The organism is Kitasatospora sp. NPDC022856, from assembly GCF_055561235.1.
Window position 1 is genome coordinate 21,677 of the sequence record NZ_JBVHHE010000031.1, and the last position, 16,292, is coordinate 37,968.

Annotated in this window: 14 protein-coding genes and 1 tRNA gene; 10 read left to right on the forward strand and 5 right to left on the reverse strand. The window is 74.6% G+C overall.

Going from position 1 to position 16,292, the window contains the following annotated elements; genetic code table 11:
• The first annotated feature begins 64 nt into the window (after positions 1–64).
• Positions 65–2,317, forward strand: coding sequence for a transglycosylase domain-containing protein (locus ACZ34W_RS29980; protein WP_359804118.1), 2,253 nt, complete (start codon positions 65–67; stop codon positions 2,315–2,317).
• 235 nt (positions 2,318–2,552) lie between these two features.
• Here ACZ34W_RS29980 and ACZ34W_RS29985 read toward each other — a convergent pair whose 3' ends face one another.
• Positions 2,553–3,008, reverse strand: a complete 456-nt coding sequence (locus ACZ34W_RS29985) for a GatB/YqeY domain-containing protein (RefSeq protein ID WP_329488535.1) — start codon at positions 3,006–3,008, stop codon at positions 2,553–2,555.
• Between the two features lie 129 nt (positions 3,009–3,137).
• Between ACZ34W_RS29985 and ACZ34W_RS29990 the strand changes: the two genes are divergently transcribed.
• The 3 genes from ACZ34W_RS29990 (at position 3,138) to ACZ34W_RS30000 (ending at position 5,018) form a co-directional block, all read left to right on the forward strand.
• Complete coding sequence (locus ACZ34W_RS29990) at positions 3,138–3,770, forward strand: CGNR zinc finger domain-containing protein (RefSeq protein ID WP_465608534.1); 633 nt, start codon at positions 3,138–3,140, stop codon at positions 3,768–3,770.
• Positions 3,771–3,902: 132 nt separating this feature from the next.
• The gene (locus ACZ34W_RS29995; protein WP_329488537.1) at positions 3,903–4,844 is read left to right on the forward strand and encodes a metallophosphoesterase; all 942 of its coding nucleotides are present in this window, start codon (positions 3,903–3,905) and stop codon (positions 4,842–4,844) included.
• A gap of 100 nt (positions 4,845–4,944) precedes the next feature.
• Positions 4,945–5,018 (forward strand) — tRNA-Pro (locus ACZ34W_RS30000).
• Positions 5,019–5,287: 269 nt separating this feature from the next.
• On the opposite strand, the gene ACZ34W_RS30005 is transcribed toward ACZ34W_RS30000, so the two are convergent.
• Positions 5,288–6,235, reverse strand: coding sequence for a ScbA/BarX family gamma-butyrolactone biosynthesis protein (locus tag ACZ34W_RS30005; protein WP_465608537.1), 948 nt, complete (start codon positions 6,233–6,235; stop codon positions 5,288–5,290).
• Between the two features lie 121 nt (positions 6,236–6,356).
• Between ACZ34W_RS30005 and ACZ34W_RS30010 the strand changes: the two genes are divergently transcribed.
• From ACZ34W_RS30010 to ACZ34W_RS30025, 4 genes are all read left to right on the forward strand, one after another.
• Positions 6,357–6,983: a ScbR family autoregulator-binding transcription factor gene (locus tag ACZ34W_RS30010; protein WP_329488588.1), complete on the forward strand. Its 627-nt coding sequence runs from the start codon at positions 6,357–6,359 to the stop codon at positions 6,981–6,983.
• Positions 6,980–7,963: an NAD-dependent epimerase/dehydratase family protein gene (locus ACZ34W_RS30015; protein WP_465608539.1), complete on the forward strand. Its 984-nt coding sequence runs from the start codon at positions 6,980–6,982 to the stop codon at positions 7,961–7,963. The genes ACZ34W_RS30010 and ACZ34W_RS30015 overlap by 4 nt, the downstream gene beginning before the upstream one ends.
• A gap of 221 nt (positions 7,964–8,184) precedes the next feature.
• Positions 8,185–9,072 carry a TetR family transcriptional regulator gene (locus ACZ34W_RS30020; RefSeq protein WP_465608541.1) on the forward strand — a complete coding sequence of 296 codons (888 nt, stop codon included), beginning with the start codon at positions 8,185–8,187 and terminating at the stop codon, positions 9,070–9,072.
• A gap of 262 nt (positions 9,073–9,334) precedes the next feature.
• The gene (locus ACZ34W_RS30025) at positions 9,335–10,483 is read left to right on the forward strand and encodes an IS701 family transposase (RefSeq protein ID WP_465608543.1); all 1,149 of its coding nucleotides are present in this window, start codon (positions 9,335–9,337) and stop codon (positions 10,481–10,483) included.
• A 77-nt stretch (positions 10,484–10,560) separates the two neighbouring features.
• On the opposite strand, the gene ACZ34W_RS30030 is transcribed toward ACZ34W_RS30025, so the two are convergent.
• The 3 genes from ACZ34W_RS30030 to ACZ34W_RS30040 all read right to left on the reverse strand — a co-directional run bounded on the left by ACZ34W_RS30030 (position 10,561) and on the right by ACZ34W_RS30040 (position 14,132).
• A complete protein-coding gene (locus ACZ34W_RS30030) occupies positions 10,561–10,926 on the reverse strand; it encodes a MerR family transcriptional regulator (protein ID WP_380390653.1) in 366 nt (121 codons plus the stop codon).
• A 236-nt stretch (positions 10,927–11,162) separates the two neighbouring features.
• On the reverse strand, positions 11,163–11,303 hold the full coding sequence (locus tag ACZ34W_RS30035) for a hypothetical protein (RefSeq protein WP_465608545.1): 141 nt from the start codon (positions 11,301–11,303) through the stop codon (positions 11,163–11,165).
• Positions 11,304–11,333: 30 nt separating this feature from the next.
• Positions 11,334–14,132: a helix-turn-helix transcriptional regulator gene (locus tag ACZ34W_RS30040; protein WP_465608547.1), complete on the reverse strand. Its 2,799-nt coding sequence runs from the start codon at positions 14,130–14,132 to the stop codon at positions 11,334–11,336.
• Positions 14,133–14,287: 155 nt separating this feature from the next.
• Between ACZ34W_RS30040 and ACZ34W_RS30045 the strand changes: the two genes are divergently transcribed.
• Together ACZ34W_RS30045 and ACZ34W_RS30050 are read left to right on the forward strand one after the other, a co-directional pair.
• Positions 14,288–14,665, forward strand: coding sequence for a nuclear transport factor 2 family protein (locus ACZ34W_RS30045; protein WP_352290558.1), 378 nt, complete (start codon positions 14,288–14,290; stop codon positions 14,663–14,665).
• Between the two features lie 128 nt (positions 14,666–14,793).
• Positions 14,794–16,272 carry an MFS transporter gene (locus tag ACZ34W_RS30050; protein WP_465608549.1) on the forward strand — a complete coding sequence of 493 codons (1,479 nt, stop codon included), beginning with the start codon at positions 14,794–14,796 and terminating at the stop codon, positions 16,270–16,272.
• Positions 16,273–16,292: the final 20 nt, after the last annotated feature.

The window sequence follows — 16,292 nt, forward strand, 5'->3', positions numbered from 1 at the left end:
AGGCAACCCCGGAGCTCCGAGCGGCCGGCGCCGCGGGTCACCGCTCGACTTCGCGGGACACGGAGTGAAGTTCCTGGGCGTCAGCGTGCTCTCCGGAGTACTGCTGGCCGGCATGGCCCTGCCCGCCGTCGGCGCGCTCGGGCTGACCGCCAAGAGCACGGCGGAGAGCTTCGACGACATCCCCGACGACTTCAAGACCCCGCCGCTGACGCAGGCCACGCAGATCTTCGACGCCAAGGGCGGGCTGATCGCCAAGGTCTACGAGCGCGACCGCACGGTGCTCACGGCGGACCAGATGTCCCCCTACATGCGCCAGGCGCAGGTCGACATCGAGGACGCGCGCTTCTACGAGCACGGCGCCGTCGACCTCAAGGGCGTGCTGCGCGCGGTCAGCAAGAACGCGGAGAGCGGCACCGCCTCCCAGGGCGCCTCGACGCTGACCCAGCAGTACGTGAAGAACGTCAACGTGGAGAAGGCCGGCGACGACCAGGCCGCCGTCCTGGACGCGCAGCGCAAGACGCTCGGGCGCAAGGTCCAGGAGCTGAAGGTCGCGATCAAGTTGGAGGAGGACCTGACCAAGGACCAGATCCTCACCAACTACCTCAACATCACCTTCTACGGCCACCAGGCCTACGGGGTCGAGGCCGCGGCCCAGCGCTACTTCAGCAAGAACAACAAGGACCTCACCGTCGCCGAGGCCGCCACGCTGGCCGGCATGGTGCAGAACCCGTCGCAGTACGACCCGGTGCGCTACCCCGAGAACACGGTGAAGCGCCGGAACGTGGTGCTCGACAAGATGGTCGAGAACAAGCACATCACCGCGGACCAGGCCAAGGAGGCCAAGGCCGCGCCGCTGGGTCTGAAGTACAAGGACCCGCAGAACGGCTGCATCACCGCCCAGGCGGGCATGGGCTTCTTCTGCGACTACGTCCGGCACGTGGTCAAGCAGGACCCGGCGTTCGGCAAGAGCGTCGCGGACCGGAAGAAGTTCTGGGACCAGGGCGGACTGAACATCTACACCACCCTGGACCCGGACAAGCAGGCCGCCGCCCAGAACGCGGTGACCTCCAAGGTCAAGGTCACCGACTCGGTGTCGGCCGCCGCGACCATGATGGAGCCGGGCAGCGGCAAGATCCTGGCGATGGCCCAGACCCGCCCCTACGGCCTGGACCCCAACAAGAACCAGACCGTCGTCAACCTCAACGTCGACGCGGCGATGGGCGGCGGCAACGGCTTCCAGACCGGATCGACCTTCAAGCCGATCCTGGCCGCGGCCGCGCTGGAGTCGGGGATGTCCCCCACCCAGCCGTTCCCGTCCGAGAACAAGATCGACTACCCGTCGATGTCCACCTGCGCGGGCACCTGGAAGAACACCGACAAGCCCAAGGCGACGGTGAAGAACGAGTCCACCTCCGAGGTCGGCCCGTACGAGCTCAAGCAGGCCATGGCACTGTCGGTGAACACCTACTTCGTGCAGATGGAGCAGCAGGTCGGCCTCTGCGCGATGAAGCAGATGGCCAACAAGCTCGGCATCACCCAGTCCGCGAAGGGCGACGCGTTCCAGGAGGTGCCCTCGATGGTCCTCGGCACCCAGGAGCTCTCGCCGCTGACCATGGCGAACGTCTACGCGACCTTCGCCGCGCGCGGCAAGTACTGCACCCCGATCGCGATCAACAAGATCAGCACGGTCGACGGCAAGGACGTCAAGGTCCCGCAGTCCACCTGCAGCCAGGCCTTCTCCGAGCAGACCGCGGACGCCCTCAACACCGTCCTGCTCAACGTGACCGAGAAGGGCACCGCGGCCGCCCTCGGCCTGGAGGACGGCCGGCAGATCGCCGGCAAGACCGGTACCACCGACGAGAAGAAGGCCGCCTGGTTCAGCGGCTACACCCCGTCCCTCGCCACCTCGGTCTGGCTCGGCGGCCCGGCCGGCGGCGTGAAGATGAAGAACATCACCATCGGCGGCAAGTACTTCCCCGAGGTCTTCGGCGCAGACGGCCCCGGCCCGATCTGGCAGCTGGCGATGAACCAGGCGCTCAAGGGCTCGCCGAAGGACCAGATCCAGACCATCAACATCCCGGACCCGGCGCCCAAGCCCGACCCGAACGCGACCGCGCCGGCCACGCCGCCGGCGGGCGACGCCGCCGCGGCCGGTGGCGGCACCCCGGGCGGGAACCCCGGCGGCCAGCCGGGCGGCAACCCCGGCGGCGCCACCAACGCCGGCGGGATGATCGGCGGCGGCTTCACCTTCCCGCCGGGGATCATCGGCGGCGGGAACGGCAATGGCAACGGGAACGGGAACGGCGGCCGGCACTGACCGGCCCGCACTGACCGGCCGACAGCCTGGGACACCGAGAGGGGCGCCCTCCGAGCGATCTGCTCGGAGGGCGCCCCTCTTGTTGGTGCGGGTGGTGCGGCCGCGTCTTCGCGCGGCGCGTCCGTGCGGCGCGTCGCGGGGGCCGTGTCCGTGCGGCGCGTGCGCCGTGTCGCCGGCGCCCGCCCGGCCGTCGAGGCCGTCGGGGCCGTCGGGGCCGTCGGGGCCGTCGGGGCCGTCAGCCGGTGAGCGCGGCCTTGACCGCGGCGGCGACGCGGCCGCCCTCGGCCAGGCCGTCCACCTTCGGCTTCACCAGCTTCATCACGGCGCCCATGCCCTGCGGGCCGGTCGCGCCGCTCTCCGCGACGGCGGCGGCCACGATCGCCGTCAGCTCCTCGTCGGACAGCTGCTTGGGCAGGTACCCCGCCAGCAACTCCCCCTCGGCCCGCTCCCGCGCGGCCTGCTCCGTCCGGTCGGCGGCGTCGAACGCCTCGGCCGCCTCCCGGCGCTTCTTCGCCTCGCGAGCCAGCACCTTCAGCACCTCGGCATCCGAGAGCTCCCGCTTCTCCTTGCCGGCCACCTCCTCGCTGGTGATGGCGGAGAGCGTCAGCCGGATGGTGGCCGAGCGCAGCTCGTCCCGGTCCCGGATCGCGGCCGTGAGGTCCTGGTGCAACTGCTCCTTGAGCGTGGTCATGGCCCAGAGTCTCCCACCTGCGGCGATCGGCTGCCCGCCATTAACGCCGGAGCATCGACGGTGGAGCGCGCACGGGCCGCGGTCGCGGGAGACTCCTCGCACCTCATGGTAACTCTTTATAGTGGTTACATGACTGACGAACGGGCGACCGGACTGGTACTGCACACTCCCGGAGGTGCGCGCTACCTCTTCGACCCCGGCGCGCTCTGCCTGGAGCTCCTCACCACCGGCGGCCCCGGCGACTACGCCCGGTACGAGGTGCTGCACCACCCCGAGGACCTCACCCGGTGGCTGGAGCTGTCCCGGCTGGAACTCCCCGAGGAGGGCGTCCGCGTCGACGTGGGGCAGCTGACCGCCACCCGGACCCTGCGGGACGCGCTCTGGCGCCTCGCGGCGGCCCGGGCACACGGCGAGGCGGGGGCCGGGGCGGACTACGCCGTACTCAACCGCGCCGCCGCCCACCCGCCGCTCGTCCCGCAGATCGGCCCGGACGGCGCGGCCGCCACCCCGCTGCCGGCCGACGGCGACCAGGTCCTCTCCGCCCTCGCCCGTGACGCCATCACCCTGCTCACCGGCCCCTACGCGGACCGGGTCCGGGAGTGCGGCGGCCACAACTGCCGCCTGATCTTCGTCGACACCTCGCGGCCCGGCCGACGGCGCTGGTGCTCGATGGAGCACTGCGGCAACCTGCACAAGGTCCGCGCCCTCCGGGCCCGACGCGACGAGGCCGAGCGAACGGACCCCGCCACCGGGTCGGCCTGACCGGCCGGGGCCGACCGGGGCGGCGGCACGGTCCGGCGCAGGTGGCGGCACGGGCATTCGGACCACAGCGGCGTGTCCTCCCCGGCCCACCGGACGTTCACCGGCTGATCCACCGTCTGAGAGCATGGAGCGATGCGACCGCTGTACTCCGTCCCCCTCGGAATCGCCGCCACCGGCGCCGCCTGCCTCGCCTACTCCGCCGGGTACGAGGTCCGTTCCTTCCGGCTCCGCCGGGTCGAGGTCCCCGTCCTGCCCAAGGGCGCCCGCCCCCTCCGGGTACTGCAGGTCTCGGACATCCACATGGTGAGCGGCCAGGGCAAGAAGCAGCGCTGGCTGCAGAGCCTCGCCGGACTCCGGCCCGACCTGGTGGTCAACACCGGCGACAACCTCTCCGACCCGCTCGGCGTCCCCGCCACGCTCGACGCGCTCGGGCCACTGATGGACTTCCCCGGGGTCTACGTCTTCGGCTCGAACGACTACTACGGCCCGGCCCGCAAGAACCCGGCCCGCTACCTCCAGGCGATGCGCAGCGGCGCCCACGGGATGAATAACCCCGACGGCACCGCGCGGCGCGGCATCACCGGCGCCGTGCACAACCCGTGGGAGAAGCTGCGCGACGGCTTCGACGCGGCCGGCTGGCTCGACCTCACCAACACCCGCGGCCGGCTGAACATCGGCGGCCTCGACCTCGAGTTCACCGGCCTGGACGACCCGCACATCCGCCGCGACCGCTACAGCGAGGTCACCGGCGGCCCGTCCGCCGACGCCGACCTCTCGCTGGGCATCGTGCACGCGCCCTACCTGCGCGTCCTGGACGCCTTCACCGCCGACCGCTACCCGCTGATCCTGGCCGGCCACACCCACGGCGGCCAGCTCTGCGTCCCCTTCTACGGCGCCCTGGTCACCAACTGCGACATCGACTCCAAGCGGGTCAAGGGCCTCTCCACCCACCAGGCCGGCGGCCGCCGCGCCTTCCTCCACGTCTCGGCCGGCTGCGGCACCAACCGCTACACCCCCGTCCGCTTCGCCTGCCCGCCCGAGGCCACCCTCCTCACCCTCACCCCCTCCCGCTGACCTGCGGCGGAGCCCCCCGGGGAATCGGATTTCGTCTCTCGGCAAGCGTCCGGTAGAGTTCTACTCGTTGCGAAGGAGACGGAGCAACAAACCGCAGGACCGGGGTGTGGCGCAGCTTGGTAGCGCGCTTCGTTCGGGACGAAGAGGCCGTGGGTTCAAATCCCGCCACCCCGACCCAGTAACACCAGCTCAGGGCCGGTGACCCGTAAGGGTCACCGGCCCTGACTGCTTTTCCCGGGGTCCGGAGAGGCCGCCGGCCGGGGCGACTCCCGGTGGGCGGTGGCTGACCCGCCCTCAGGAGTGGAATCGGGGGCGGGACTCCCGTGACGTGCGCCACGGGCGGGGTGGCCGTCGAGTGGATCGTCGCCGTGGGTGCGGGGCCGGGTGGGCCCGTTCGTTCTCCGCGGCGGTGGTGATCTGCTCGACGGCGCCGGCCGCGCGGGTCAGTGGGTGGGGGCGTCGGGGTGGGGGACGACGGTGACGACGGTGGAGCAGGAGGTGGCGCCGTCGGGGCCCTGGTGGAGGGTCACGCCGATGCGGTCGCGGCCGGCCGGGTCGCGGGCCAGGCGGGCGGCCTCGACCAGGCAGGGCTCGTCGAGTTCGACGTAGCTGGTGAAGACGCACTCCATGGCGACCGCCAGGACGGGGGCCGGGGAGCAGAGGGCCTGGGCGGCCTGGCGGCAGGCGTCGAGGAGCAGGGCGCCGGGCGCGTGGTCGACGGGGTGGTCGAAGTAGACCGGGTGGGAGGTGTCGACCCGCAGCTGCCAGCGCCGGGCGTGGTCGGTGGCGGAGAGGGCGACGTCCTGCGAGGTGGTGGCATCGGGTCTCGCGGTGCGTATCGGGGGCCCGGGCGGCACGGCGCGTGCCATCGCCGTGGCGGCGTCGGCGTGGTCCCCGCGCAGCCGCCGGTAGATGGCCGGGGCCTGGACGGTGAAGCGGGTCTGGGCGGTGGCGAGCGGCTCGCCGGCCCGGCTCACCATGTAGGAGAGGGTGAGGGCGCAGACCCGGTTGCCGCGGCGGACCACGTCCTGGCAGACCACGTCCAGCTGGACCTCGTCGCCGTCCCGCTCGGCGGGGCGGTCGGCCAGGAGCAGCTCGGGGACCAGTGCGAAGCCGAACCGGTCCCAGACGAGGTGGTGCCCGAGCGGGACGTCGAAGGCGGCGTGGGAGAGCAGCGGGAAGCTCTGCCGGACCGTCTCGACCAGCAGCATCGGGTCGTAGAGCCCGCTGTCGGCGCGATCGCGGGGCCAGCGGGCGGTCACCCGGTAGGCGTCCGGACCGGTGGCCTTCCAGCCGGTCAGCAGCACTTCTTCGGCCGCGCGCTTGTGGACGAGTTCCTTGGGCACGGTGGTCGCAGCAGTCATGGTGCTGCCGTGGTCTGTGCGATACATGTGTGCACTCCCCCAGAATGGCCACTGGCGTGGTTGGTGGAGCCTCCGTTGTGTACGCCGGGCCCCGCTGCAAATAACGTAGAGGTCGTTCTTTTTGTTTGTCGAGGAGTTTGGAGTCACTGTGACGCGAGCGAAGCAGGACCGAGCCGTACGCACCCGCGGGACGATCCTGAGGGCCGCCGCACAGGTCTTCGACGAGTACGGTTTCAGCGGCTCAAGCGTCAATAAGATCATCACACAGGCGGGCACCACCCAAGGCGCAATGTACTTCCACTTCCGGTCGAAGGAGGAACTGGCCAAGGCGGTGATGGACGAGCAGGCCGCCGACCTGGAACTGCCGGACCGGCCGGCCGGTCTGCGTCAGCTCCTCGACCTCAACCTGTACCTGGCCGACGAGCTGCGGGAGAACGTGCTGCTGCGCGCGGGCGTCACGCTCGCCGTCGAGCAGGGCCAGCTCGGCCTGCGGGACGTCCGGCCGTACGAGATGTGGGCCGAGCAGTTCTGCGCCGAGCTGGAGGAGGCCCGCAAGGCCGGTGAGCTGCTGCCCGACGTCGACTCGGCGGAGTTCTCCCAGGTCCTGGTCGGGGCCTACACCGGCACCCAGGTCATGTCCCACCTGCGCAGCAACCGCGCCGACCTGCCGGAGCGGATCGCCCGGCTCTGGTGGTACCTGCTGCCCGGGATCGCGACCGCGCCGGTCGTGAAGACCCTGCGGGGCGTCCTCGCGGAGCGCGGGCACCGGGCGTGACGCGCATCCTGCTGACCGGGGCCGGCGGCTTCATCGGCTCCGCGGTGCTCGCCGCGCTGCGCGCCCGGCCGGAGACCGGCGTGATCCGGGCCGTCGCCCGCTCCGCCGCGCCGCCCGGGACGGTCCGGGTCGCGGCGGACCTCACCGACCCGGCGACCCTGCGCGGCGCGGCCGACGGGGCCGACGTCCTGGTCCACCTCGCCGCCGCCGTCTCCGGTGACGAGGACGCCTGCGCGGCGGTCAACGTGCTCGGCACCCGGGCGCTGCTCGCCGAGGCCGCCCGGGCGGGCGTGGGGCGGATCGTCCACCTCTCCACCACCGCCGTGTACGGCCCCGGCCCGCACCGGGGCATCGACGTGGACGGGGTGACCCCGGCGCCCGTCTCGGCGGCCAGCCGGACCAGACTGATCGGGGAGCGCGCGGCGCTCGACGCCGGCGCGGTGGTGCTGCGCGCGCCGCTGGTGCTGGGTGCCGGGGACCGCTGGGTCGTGCCCTGCCTGGCCGAACTCACCCGGCGGGTGCCGGCCCGGTGGGACGGCGGCGCGGCCCTGCTCTCGCTGGTCGCGGTGGAGGACCTGGCCCGGCTCGTCGCCGGGCTGGCGCTCGGGCCGGAACGGCCACCGAGCGGGGTCCACCACGCCGGCCACCCCGAACCCGTCCGCAGCGGCGCCCTGTTGGACGCCCTGGCCGAGCACGGGGTACTGCCGCCGACCCCCGGTCAGGACTGGCCCTGGGAGCGCTGCCTGGCCGAACTGCGGCGGGTGCCCGGGGTGTTCAGCGAGCGGCAGTTCGCGCTGCTGGCCCAGGACCACTGGTACCGCAGCACGGAGATCTGGCGGTCGACCGGCGCCGATCCCGGGCCGGGACCGCTGCACCGGCTCGCCGCGGCCGCGCCCTGGTACCGGGACCACCTCGCGCGGACGGACGCCACGGCCACCGAACGGAGTTCCGAGGGAGTTGCCAAAGCTGCAAGCGGATGACGGCCGAGCGGTGCGTATGCGGCCCGCTCCGCGTAGCGTCGGGACTCCGTCGGATCGGCTCGGACCGACGCAGGGGTCCCGGCCTTCCGCCCGCCCCGCTCCGTCTGCTCGAAGGAGCCACTCCCGCTCATGCGGTTCGTCAGTCCCCCGCTCCAGGCCGTGGAGCCGGTGCCGACGCTCGGCCGGTGCGCCAGAGCAGCCCTCCCCGACGGCGGTGGGCGATGAAACAGGAACGCGCCCAGCACACCCGACGGGCCCTGCTGCGGGCCGCCGCGGGCGAGTTCGACCAGCACGGCTACGCCGGCACCTCGCTCTCCCGGGTCAGCCGGGCGGCCGGGGTAACGATGGGCGCGCTGACCTTCCACTTCCCCACCAAGGCCAGCCTGGCGGACGCCGTCCGCGCGGACGCCGTCGAGCTCACCCGGGCCGCCCTCGGGGGCCCGGCGGAGGGCGGCAGAACGGCGGAGGACGGGGCCACGGCGGGTGACAGGGCCCCGGCGGGTGTCGCGAGAACGGACGGCGGGCCTCCGGCCCGCGACAGCCCCGGCGGGGCCGACAGCGCCCCGTCGGGCTGCGGCACCGGCGAGGTGGCGCGGCTGACCGACGTGCTCACCCGGCTGCTCCAGGACGAGCCCAGCGTCAGCGCGGCGGCCAGACTGGCCTGGGAGCAGCCCGGCTCGGCCGACAACTGGTACGCCAGCTGGATCCCCGTCCTGCGAGGGCACCTGACGCGGCACCGGCCGGGCGTCCCCGGACTTCGGGCCGACGGGTCGAACGGCCCCGGGCCGCAGGACTCTGCGGCACAGCACGACCTCGCAGCACAGGGCCCCGCAACACAGGGCCTCGCAGCACAGGGCGACCCCGACGGACAGCGCCCCGCAGCACAGCGCGCCCCCCACGGGCAGGGTCCCGGGGACCGGATGGCCCCGACGGCGGCGGCCGCCGATGCGCAGGACCTCGAAATCCTGGTGCACTGCCTCGTGGTGGGCTCGGAGGCCCTGCGGCGCGGCGTCGTGCCGGTGGGCGGGGCGACCGCCCCCACCGGGGACGAGCTCCGGCAGCGGCTCCGCAGGCTCTGGCACCGCACGCTGGCCGGCCCCTCGGCCTGACGCCGTCCCTCCGTATGCGCCCCGTGGCCGGGCTCAACACCGGCGCGGTACCGGCGCGGTACCGGCGCGGTACCGGCGCAGGAGCAGCGCACCCCCATGCTCCGCGCCCTGCGATGGCAGGTGTGCGCCGGGGCGCACACACCCCGGCATACGAACTTGTCAGAATCGTGCCAGCGCTCACCTCGACCCCCAAAACAAAGCGATCGTTCGCTATTCTTCCCGAGACGGCACTCACGGCACCTCACGATCCCGGGGAGCTCACATGGACGCGCAACACCTGCCGCCGGCCGGCGAAGCATCGGTCTCCCGGTTCGCCGAGCAGGTCTTCGCCCACCTGCCCCGGATAGACCAACGCCGCTGGGCCCACGCCTATCTACGCGGCCTGCTCGCCGCACCGGGCCGCAAGTCGTTGTCGAACATGGCCACCAGCCTGACCACGAGCCGGACCGCCGCGCTCTCGCTTCAGCAGTTCATCAACGGCAGCCCGTGGGACTGGCGGCCGGCCCGCCGCACCCTGGCCCGCCTCACCACCACCGGCCCGCGCCCGGTACGGGCCTGGACGGCCACCCTGGCGGTCATCCCCAAGCGGGGCGACCAGGCGGTCGGCGTCCACCGCCGCTTCGTCCCGGAGTTCGGCCGCACCATCAAGTGCCAGGCCGCGGCCGGGATGTTCATCGCCACCGACCGGCACGCCGTACCGGTCGACTGGTCGCTGCTGCTCGACGCCGACTGGACGGAGGACCGGGACCGCCGGGTCCGCGCCCGGATCCCGGACTCCGTCACCCCGCGCCCGGCCGACCGGACGGTGCTCGACATGGTCGACCGGCTGGCCGCCCACCTCCCCGTCGCCCCGCTGGTCGCGGACCTCACGGTGGTCGACGACCTGCCGCCGCTGATGTCGGCGCTCGCCCGCCGGGGCGTCCCGTACCTGCTGGAGGCCCGGCCGCACCAGGCCGTCCGCCCCGTCCTGCAGGCCACCACCGGGCGGTTCGGCCGGATCCAGCAGGACGCCGTGCCGGTCGAGTCGCTCCTCCCGCGCCAGCGGCCGCGCACGCCCGGCACCCCGCAGCCGACGCTGCGCTGCGTCCCGGTCCTGACGCCCGGCGTCCAGGGCGCGCCCGTCCACCGGCTCTGGGTGCAGGACGCCCGCGGCGGCAGGGACCGGCGGTACTGGCTGACCAACCTCAGCGAGGACGCTCCCGCCGTGCTCGCCCTGCTCGGCACCGTGGCGACCACCCGGGACGCCGTGGACCGGCTGGGCGCCGACTTCGGCCTGCTGGACTTCTCGGGCCGTTCCTACCTCGGCTGGCACCACCACATGACGATGGTCTCGGCCGCGTACGCGCTCGGCCACGACCGGCCGGACCTGACCGGGACGCCGGCTCGCGAGGTGTTCCGCACCTCCGCCTGACCCCCGCCCACCCGGGGCCGCCCACCCGGGGCCGGCCGCCCGCGCGGCAGCGGGCCGGCCCCGGGAGCGCCTGCGCCCTACGCCACCAGCGCCGCGGCCTCCGCCTCCCGGGCCGCCGCGACCATGCCCGCCAGGGCGGCCCGGCTCGCCCCGAGGACCAGCAACTGCCGGTCGAGCGCCGCCAGCCGGTCTTCGAGCACCTCCAGCACGCACGAGTCCACCGTGTTCTCACCGCTCACACAGGGCAGCACATCGCGGATGGCACTGGTCGAGAGCCCCGCGCCCAGCAGGGCCCGGATCCGGCGCACGACCACCGGCGCGTCGGCGCCGTACCGGCGGTGGCCGCCGTCGCGCCGGCTGCTCTCCAGCAGCCCCTGCTCCTCGTAGTACCGCAGCAGGCGGACGCTGACCCCGGTCTGCGCCGACAGTTCACCGATCCGCATGTGACCCTCCGAACGCGCGGCCGCGCATCGCCCACCGACGGTGATTGTAACGCCGAAGGGAACACCCGGTCGCGCGCGGAGCGAGTCACCGACTCCGCTGCACGACACATGATTTGACGAACCGTCGGACCCGTGGGGAGGTTGGCGGCCGGACAGCGGAGAGGGCCGGGTGGCAGGGACGGGCACCGCTCTCCGTCCCGGTCGCCCGGCCCGCCGTTCGCGCCTGCGCCGATCCGTCAGCCGAGGATCCGGAACACCGAATCCGCCTGCCCCGCGTACGCGTTGCTCAGCGCGAAGGTCCGGCTGCTGGGGCGGAAGATTCCCACCGGCTCCGCGTTGCCGAGCCGGGAGCGGCGGTGCCGACGAGTTGCCGGCACGTCGGCGCCGCCGCTCCCGTGGGGGCAGCGTCAGAGGAGGTCCGGGAGGTCGGTGCGGGCGGTGACGCCGAGCTTGGGGTAGGCCTTGTAGAGGTGGTGGCCGACCGTGCGCGGGCTGAGGAAGAGCTGGGCCGCGATGTCGCGGTTGGTGAGCCCCCGCGCCGCCAGCCGGACGATCTGCAGTTCCTGCGGGGTGAGGGTGGCCAGGGGCCCCACCGGGGTGTCGGCGGGGGCCGGGGCGCCGGCTCCGGTGGCGGTGAGTTCGGTGCGGGCGCGGTCAACCCACGGGTGGGCGGCGAGCAGTTCGAAGGTCTCCAGGGCGGCGCGCAGGTGCGGGCGGGCGTCCGTGCGTCGGCGTTCGCGGCGCAGCCACTCGCCGTAGAGCAGCGCGGTGCGGGCCTGCTCGAAGGGGCGATGGGTGCCGTCGTGGAGGTCGAGGGCCGCGCGGTAGGCGGACTCGGCGAGTTCGTCCGGCCCGAGCAGTGCCTGGCAGCGCAGCCGCAGCGCCTCGGCCCACGGCACGGCGGTGGCGCCGGCCCAGCGGGCGAAGCGCTCGTACGGTTCGGCGGCCCGCTCCGGGGTGCCCAGCCGGACGGCGGCCTCGACCAGGTCGGGGACGGCCCGGGTGGCGCCCACGTGGTGGCGGTAGGGGCCGGTGGTGAGCGCCTGGAGGCGCTCGGCGGCGTCGGCGGCGCGGCCCCGGCCGAGGTCGAGCAGGGCGAGCGCCCACTGGGCCCAGGGCTCCCCGGGCGCGGGCGCGGGTTCGCCGCCGCCGGGCCCCGTCCCGGTGTTGGTATGGGTGAGCGCCGTCGCCGTCCGCGCGGTCGCGGTGAGCGCGGCGCACTCCTGCTCCGCGCCGCGCAGCGCGGCCAGGAAGCCGAGCAGGGCGCTGAGTTGGCTGACCCACTGGTGCTGGCCGGTGTCGCGGGCCAGCACCAGGGCCTCGGTGGCGGTGACCTCGGCGTCGCGGTGCCGCCCGTGGAACAGCTCCGCCTCGGCGAGGAAGAACTGAAGCGTGGGCAGCACCCCGACGGTGCCCTTGGCCCGGGCCTCGGCGACGAGTTCGGCGCCGAGTTCCACCGTTTCGGCGTCCCGGCCGAGGACCAGCGTCACCCCGCAGAGCTGGACCAGGTCGCTCGGCGTCTCGGCGCCCGCCCGACGGGCCGCCGCCGCGGTGTCGCGGGCGGCCGGCAGCGGCGGGGCCGGGCGGCCCAGCGCGGGCAGGACGGCCGCCGACAGGTGGTGGGCGAGCGGGGTGAGCGGATCCCCCTCCGCCAGCGGTAGCGCGGCGAGCCGGTCGAGCACGGCGACCACCGGCTCCTCGCCGGCGTACCAGGCCGCGTGGAAGGCCTGGAGCAGCATCCGGGCGGCGTGCGGCGCCTCGATGTCCGTACCGGCCGCGTCCAGCAGCAGCCGGTAGGCCGCCGGGTAGGAGCCGCGCCAGAAGTGCGCGGTGGCCCGGACCTGGTCCAGCAGGGCGTGCGCGAAGACGCTGTCCGTCCGGGCTCCGGCCTGCTCGGCGAGCGCCTCGGCCTGTGCCAGCTTGCCCTCCTCGGTGGCGGCCTCGGCCGCCAGCACCAGGCGCCGGGTGGCGCCGTCGCGGTCGGGGGTGAGCCGGGCGGCGCGCTCGTACGCGGCGGCGGCGCCGCCGTGCGCGCCCCTGGTCTCCGCGCTGACGGCGGTGCGCTCCAGGGCGTCGGCGAGGTCGGCGTCGGGCGCGGTGGCGGCGAGGGCCAGGTGCCAGGTCCGGCGGTCGCCGTTCTCCAGGGCTCCGCCGATGGCCCGGTGGACCGTCAGACGCTCTTGTGTCGGCGCGCGTTGCAGGATCGCGGCGCGCAGCAGCGGGTGCCGGAACGCGAGGCGGCGGTCGGCGCCCAGGGCGACCAGGCCCGCCTCCTCGGCGGGGGCGAGGTGGTCGGCGCCCACGCCGAGGGCGGCCGCGGCCTCCAGCACGACGTCGAGGTCACCGTTCTCCTCGGCGGCGGCGACCAGCAGCAGGGTCTGGGTGGCCGGCGGCAGACCGGTGACCTGGCCGTGGAAGGCGATCTGCAGACGGCTGGTGAGCGCCAGCCCGCCGGAGGCCGCCCCCGCCCGGTCGGCGGCGGATCCCTCGACCGGGACGGGCAGTTCGGTGAGCGCCAGCGGGTTGCCCGCGGACTCGGCGAGCATCCTGCGGCGGACGTCGCCGGTCAGCGCCGACGCGGTGCGGGAGTCGAGCAGCAGGGCGGCGGCGGGCTCGGCGAGCCCGGCCAGCCGGAGTTCGGGCAGGCCGGTCGGCGGCAGACCGTCGCCGGAGGTGCCGGAGGCGCCCGCGTCCCGGGTGGCGAGCAGGAGGACGACGCCCTCCGCCTGGAGCCTGCGGGCGGCGAGCAGCAGGGCGTCCAGCGAGGCCCGGTCCAGCCACTGCACATCGTCGACGACACACAACAGGGGCTGTTCGGAGGCGAGTTCGGCGAGCAGGCCGAGCGTCGCGAGACCGGTGAGCAGCCGGTCGCCGCCCGGCTGCGCCGGTGCGGCGGCGTCCCCCAGGCCGAACGCGCCCTCCAGGGACCGCCGTTGCGGGCCAGGCAGGGCGGCGAGCCGGTCCAGCCCGGAGGCGAGCAGCAGGCTGAGCCCGGCGAACGGGAGTTCGGCCTCGTACTCGACGCCGGTCGCCCGGATCACCCGGAACGCGCCGCCGCCCGCCGCCACCGCGTACTCCAGCAGCGCGGTCTTGCCGATCCCCGGCTCGCCGCGCAGCACCAGCACCCCGCTGCGGCCCGCCTTCGCGCCGTCGAGCAGCGCGTCGACGACGGCCTGCTCCTGTTCCCGCCCGTAGAGCATCCCCATCCTCCGAACCCTACTGGCGTGGCCTACCTACGGCCCCGGCGGTGCGCCCGCTCCCCTACCCATCCGTGACGGATTCGCCGACCGGGCGTCGTCCGTACCTTCATGAGCAGCGGGAACGACCCGCCGAACCACCCAGCAGGACACGGGAGAAGACGATGAACGACATTCAGGTGACCGACCTCCACCGGCTCGCCGAGCGCTACCTCGCCGCCTGGAACGAGACCGACCCGGCCGCCCGCCGCAAGCTGGTCGACGAGGCGTGGGCCGAGGACGGCAGCTACACCGACCCGCTGGCCGCCGTCACCGGCCGGGACGGCGTCGACGCCCTGATCGGCGCGGCCCAGGCGCAGTTCCCCGGCCTGGAGTTCACCCTCGGTCCGGTCGACGCGCACCACGACATCGCCCGGTTCACCTGGAACCTCGGACCGGCGGGCGGGGAGGCGCTGGTGGTCGGGTTCGACGTGCTGGTCGCCGGTCCGGACGGCCGGATCGCCTCGGTGTACGGCTTCCTGGACCGCGTCCCGGGCGCCTGAGCCGCCGGAGGAGGCAACGGGGGCGGGCGACGCACCCGCCCCCTCGCCCGGCCGACCCCGTGCGCACCCACGCCCGACCCCCGCCCCGCTCCCGAAACCGCTCCCGACACCGCCGAGGAGAGCCCGCGATGAGCACCGCCCCGCCCACGCGTACCGACCTGCTTACGAGCACCGCCCCGCCCACCCGCACCGCCCTGCCCACGAGCCCGGTCACGGTCACGGCCGGGGCTGCGGCCGGGGCCGCGGCGCCCGCCACCCGGGGCCTGCTGCCGGTCGTCCTGACCGCCACCTTCATGACCGCCCTCGACGTCTTCGTGGTGAACGTCGCCGTCCCGTCCGTCCAGGCCGACCTGGGCGCCGGCCCGGCCGCCGTCCAGTGGGTGATCGCCGGTTTCGCCCTGGCGCTGGCCGCCGGGCTGATCACCGCCGGCCGGCTGGGCGACCGCTACGGGCGGCGCCGGGTGTTCGCCCTCGGCCTGGCCCTGTTCACGCTCGCCTCGGCCGGCTGCGGCCTGGCCCCGACCGCCGCCGCCCTGGTCGGCGCCCGGATCGCGCAGGGGCTGGCGGCGGCGCTGATGGGCCCGCAGGTGCTGGCCATCCTGCGCACCGCGTTCAGCGGTGCGGCGCAGGCCCGGGCGTTCGCGATGTACGGGCTGACGATGGGCGTGGGCGCGGTGTTCGGCCAGCTGATCGGCGGCGCGCTGATCCGCGCGGACCTCTTCGGCCTGGACTGGCGCAGCTGCTTCCTGCTCAACCTGCCGGTCGGCCTGGTCGCGCTGGGCCTGGTCCGCCGCTGCTTGCCGGAGTCCCGCGCCCCGCACCGCCCCGGGCTGGACCCGGTGGGCGTCCTGCTCGTCACCGTCGCGCTGACCGGCCTGGTGCTGCCGCTGATCCAGGGCCGCGAGGCCGGCTGGCCGCTCTGGACCTGGCTCTGCCTGGGCGCCGCCCTCGCCCTGCTCGCCGGCTTCGCCGTCCACCAGCACCGGCACACCGGGACGCCGCTGGTCGACACCGGTCTCTTCCGGAGCCGGGCCTTCGCCGCCGGGCTGCTCGCCCAACTCGCCTTCTGGCTCGGCCAGGCGTCGTTCTTCCTGGTGCTCGCCCTGCACCTGCAGCAGGGCCGCGGCCTGGACGCCCTCGGCTCCGGCCTGGTCTTCACCGCGATCGGCGCCGGCTACCTGCTCACCTCCACCACGGCGCACCGCGTCGCCGCCCGCCTCGGCCGCCAGGCGATCGCGCTCGGCGGGCTGCTGATGGCCGGCGGGCTGGGCCTGCTCGGCCTCGCCGTCCACGCCGGTGGGACGACCGGCGGCGTCTGGTGGCTGGCGCCGGGCCTGTTCGTGGACGGTCTCGGGATGGGGCTGGTGATAGCTCCGGTGACCAGCGTCGTGCTGGCCTCGGTCGAGCCCCGGCTGGTCGGGTCGGCCGCGGGGCTGTTGGCCACCGTGCAGCAGGTCGCCGGGGCGCTCGGGATCGCGCTGATCGGGATCGTCCACTACGGCGCCGGCGACCCGGTCACCGCCCTGGAGCGCAGCGTCGCCGCGCTGGCGGTGCTGGAGTTGCTGCTGGTGGGCCTGGTGCAGTTGCTGCCCCGCCGGACGCCCTGAGGGGAGCGCGGCAGGGCGGG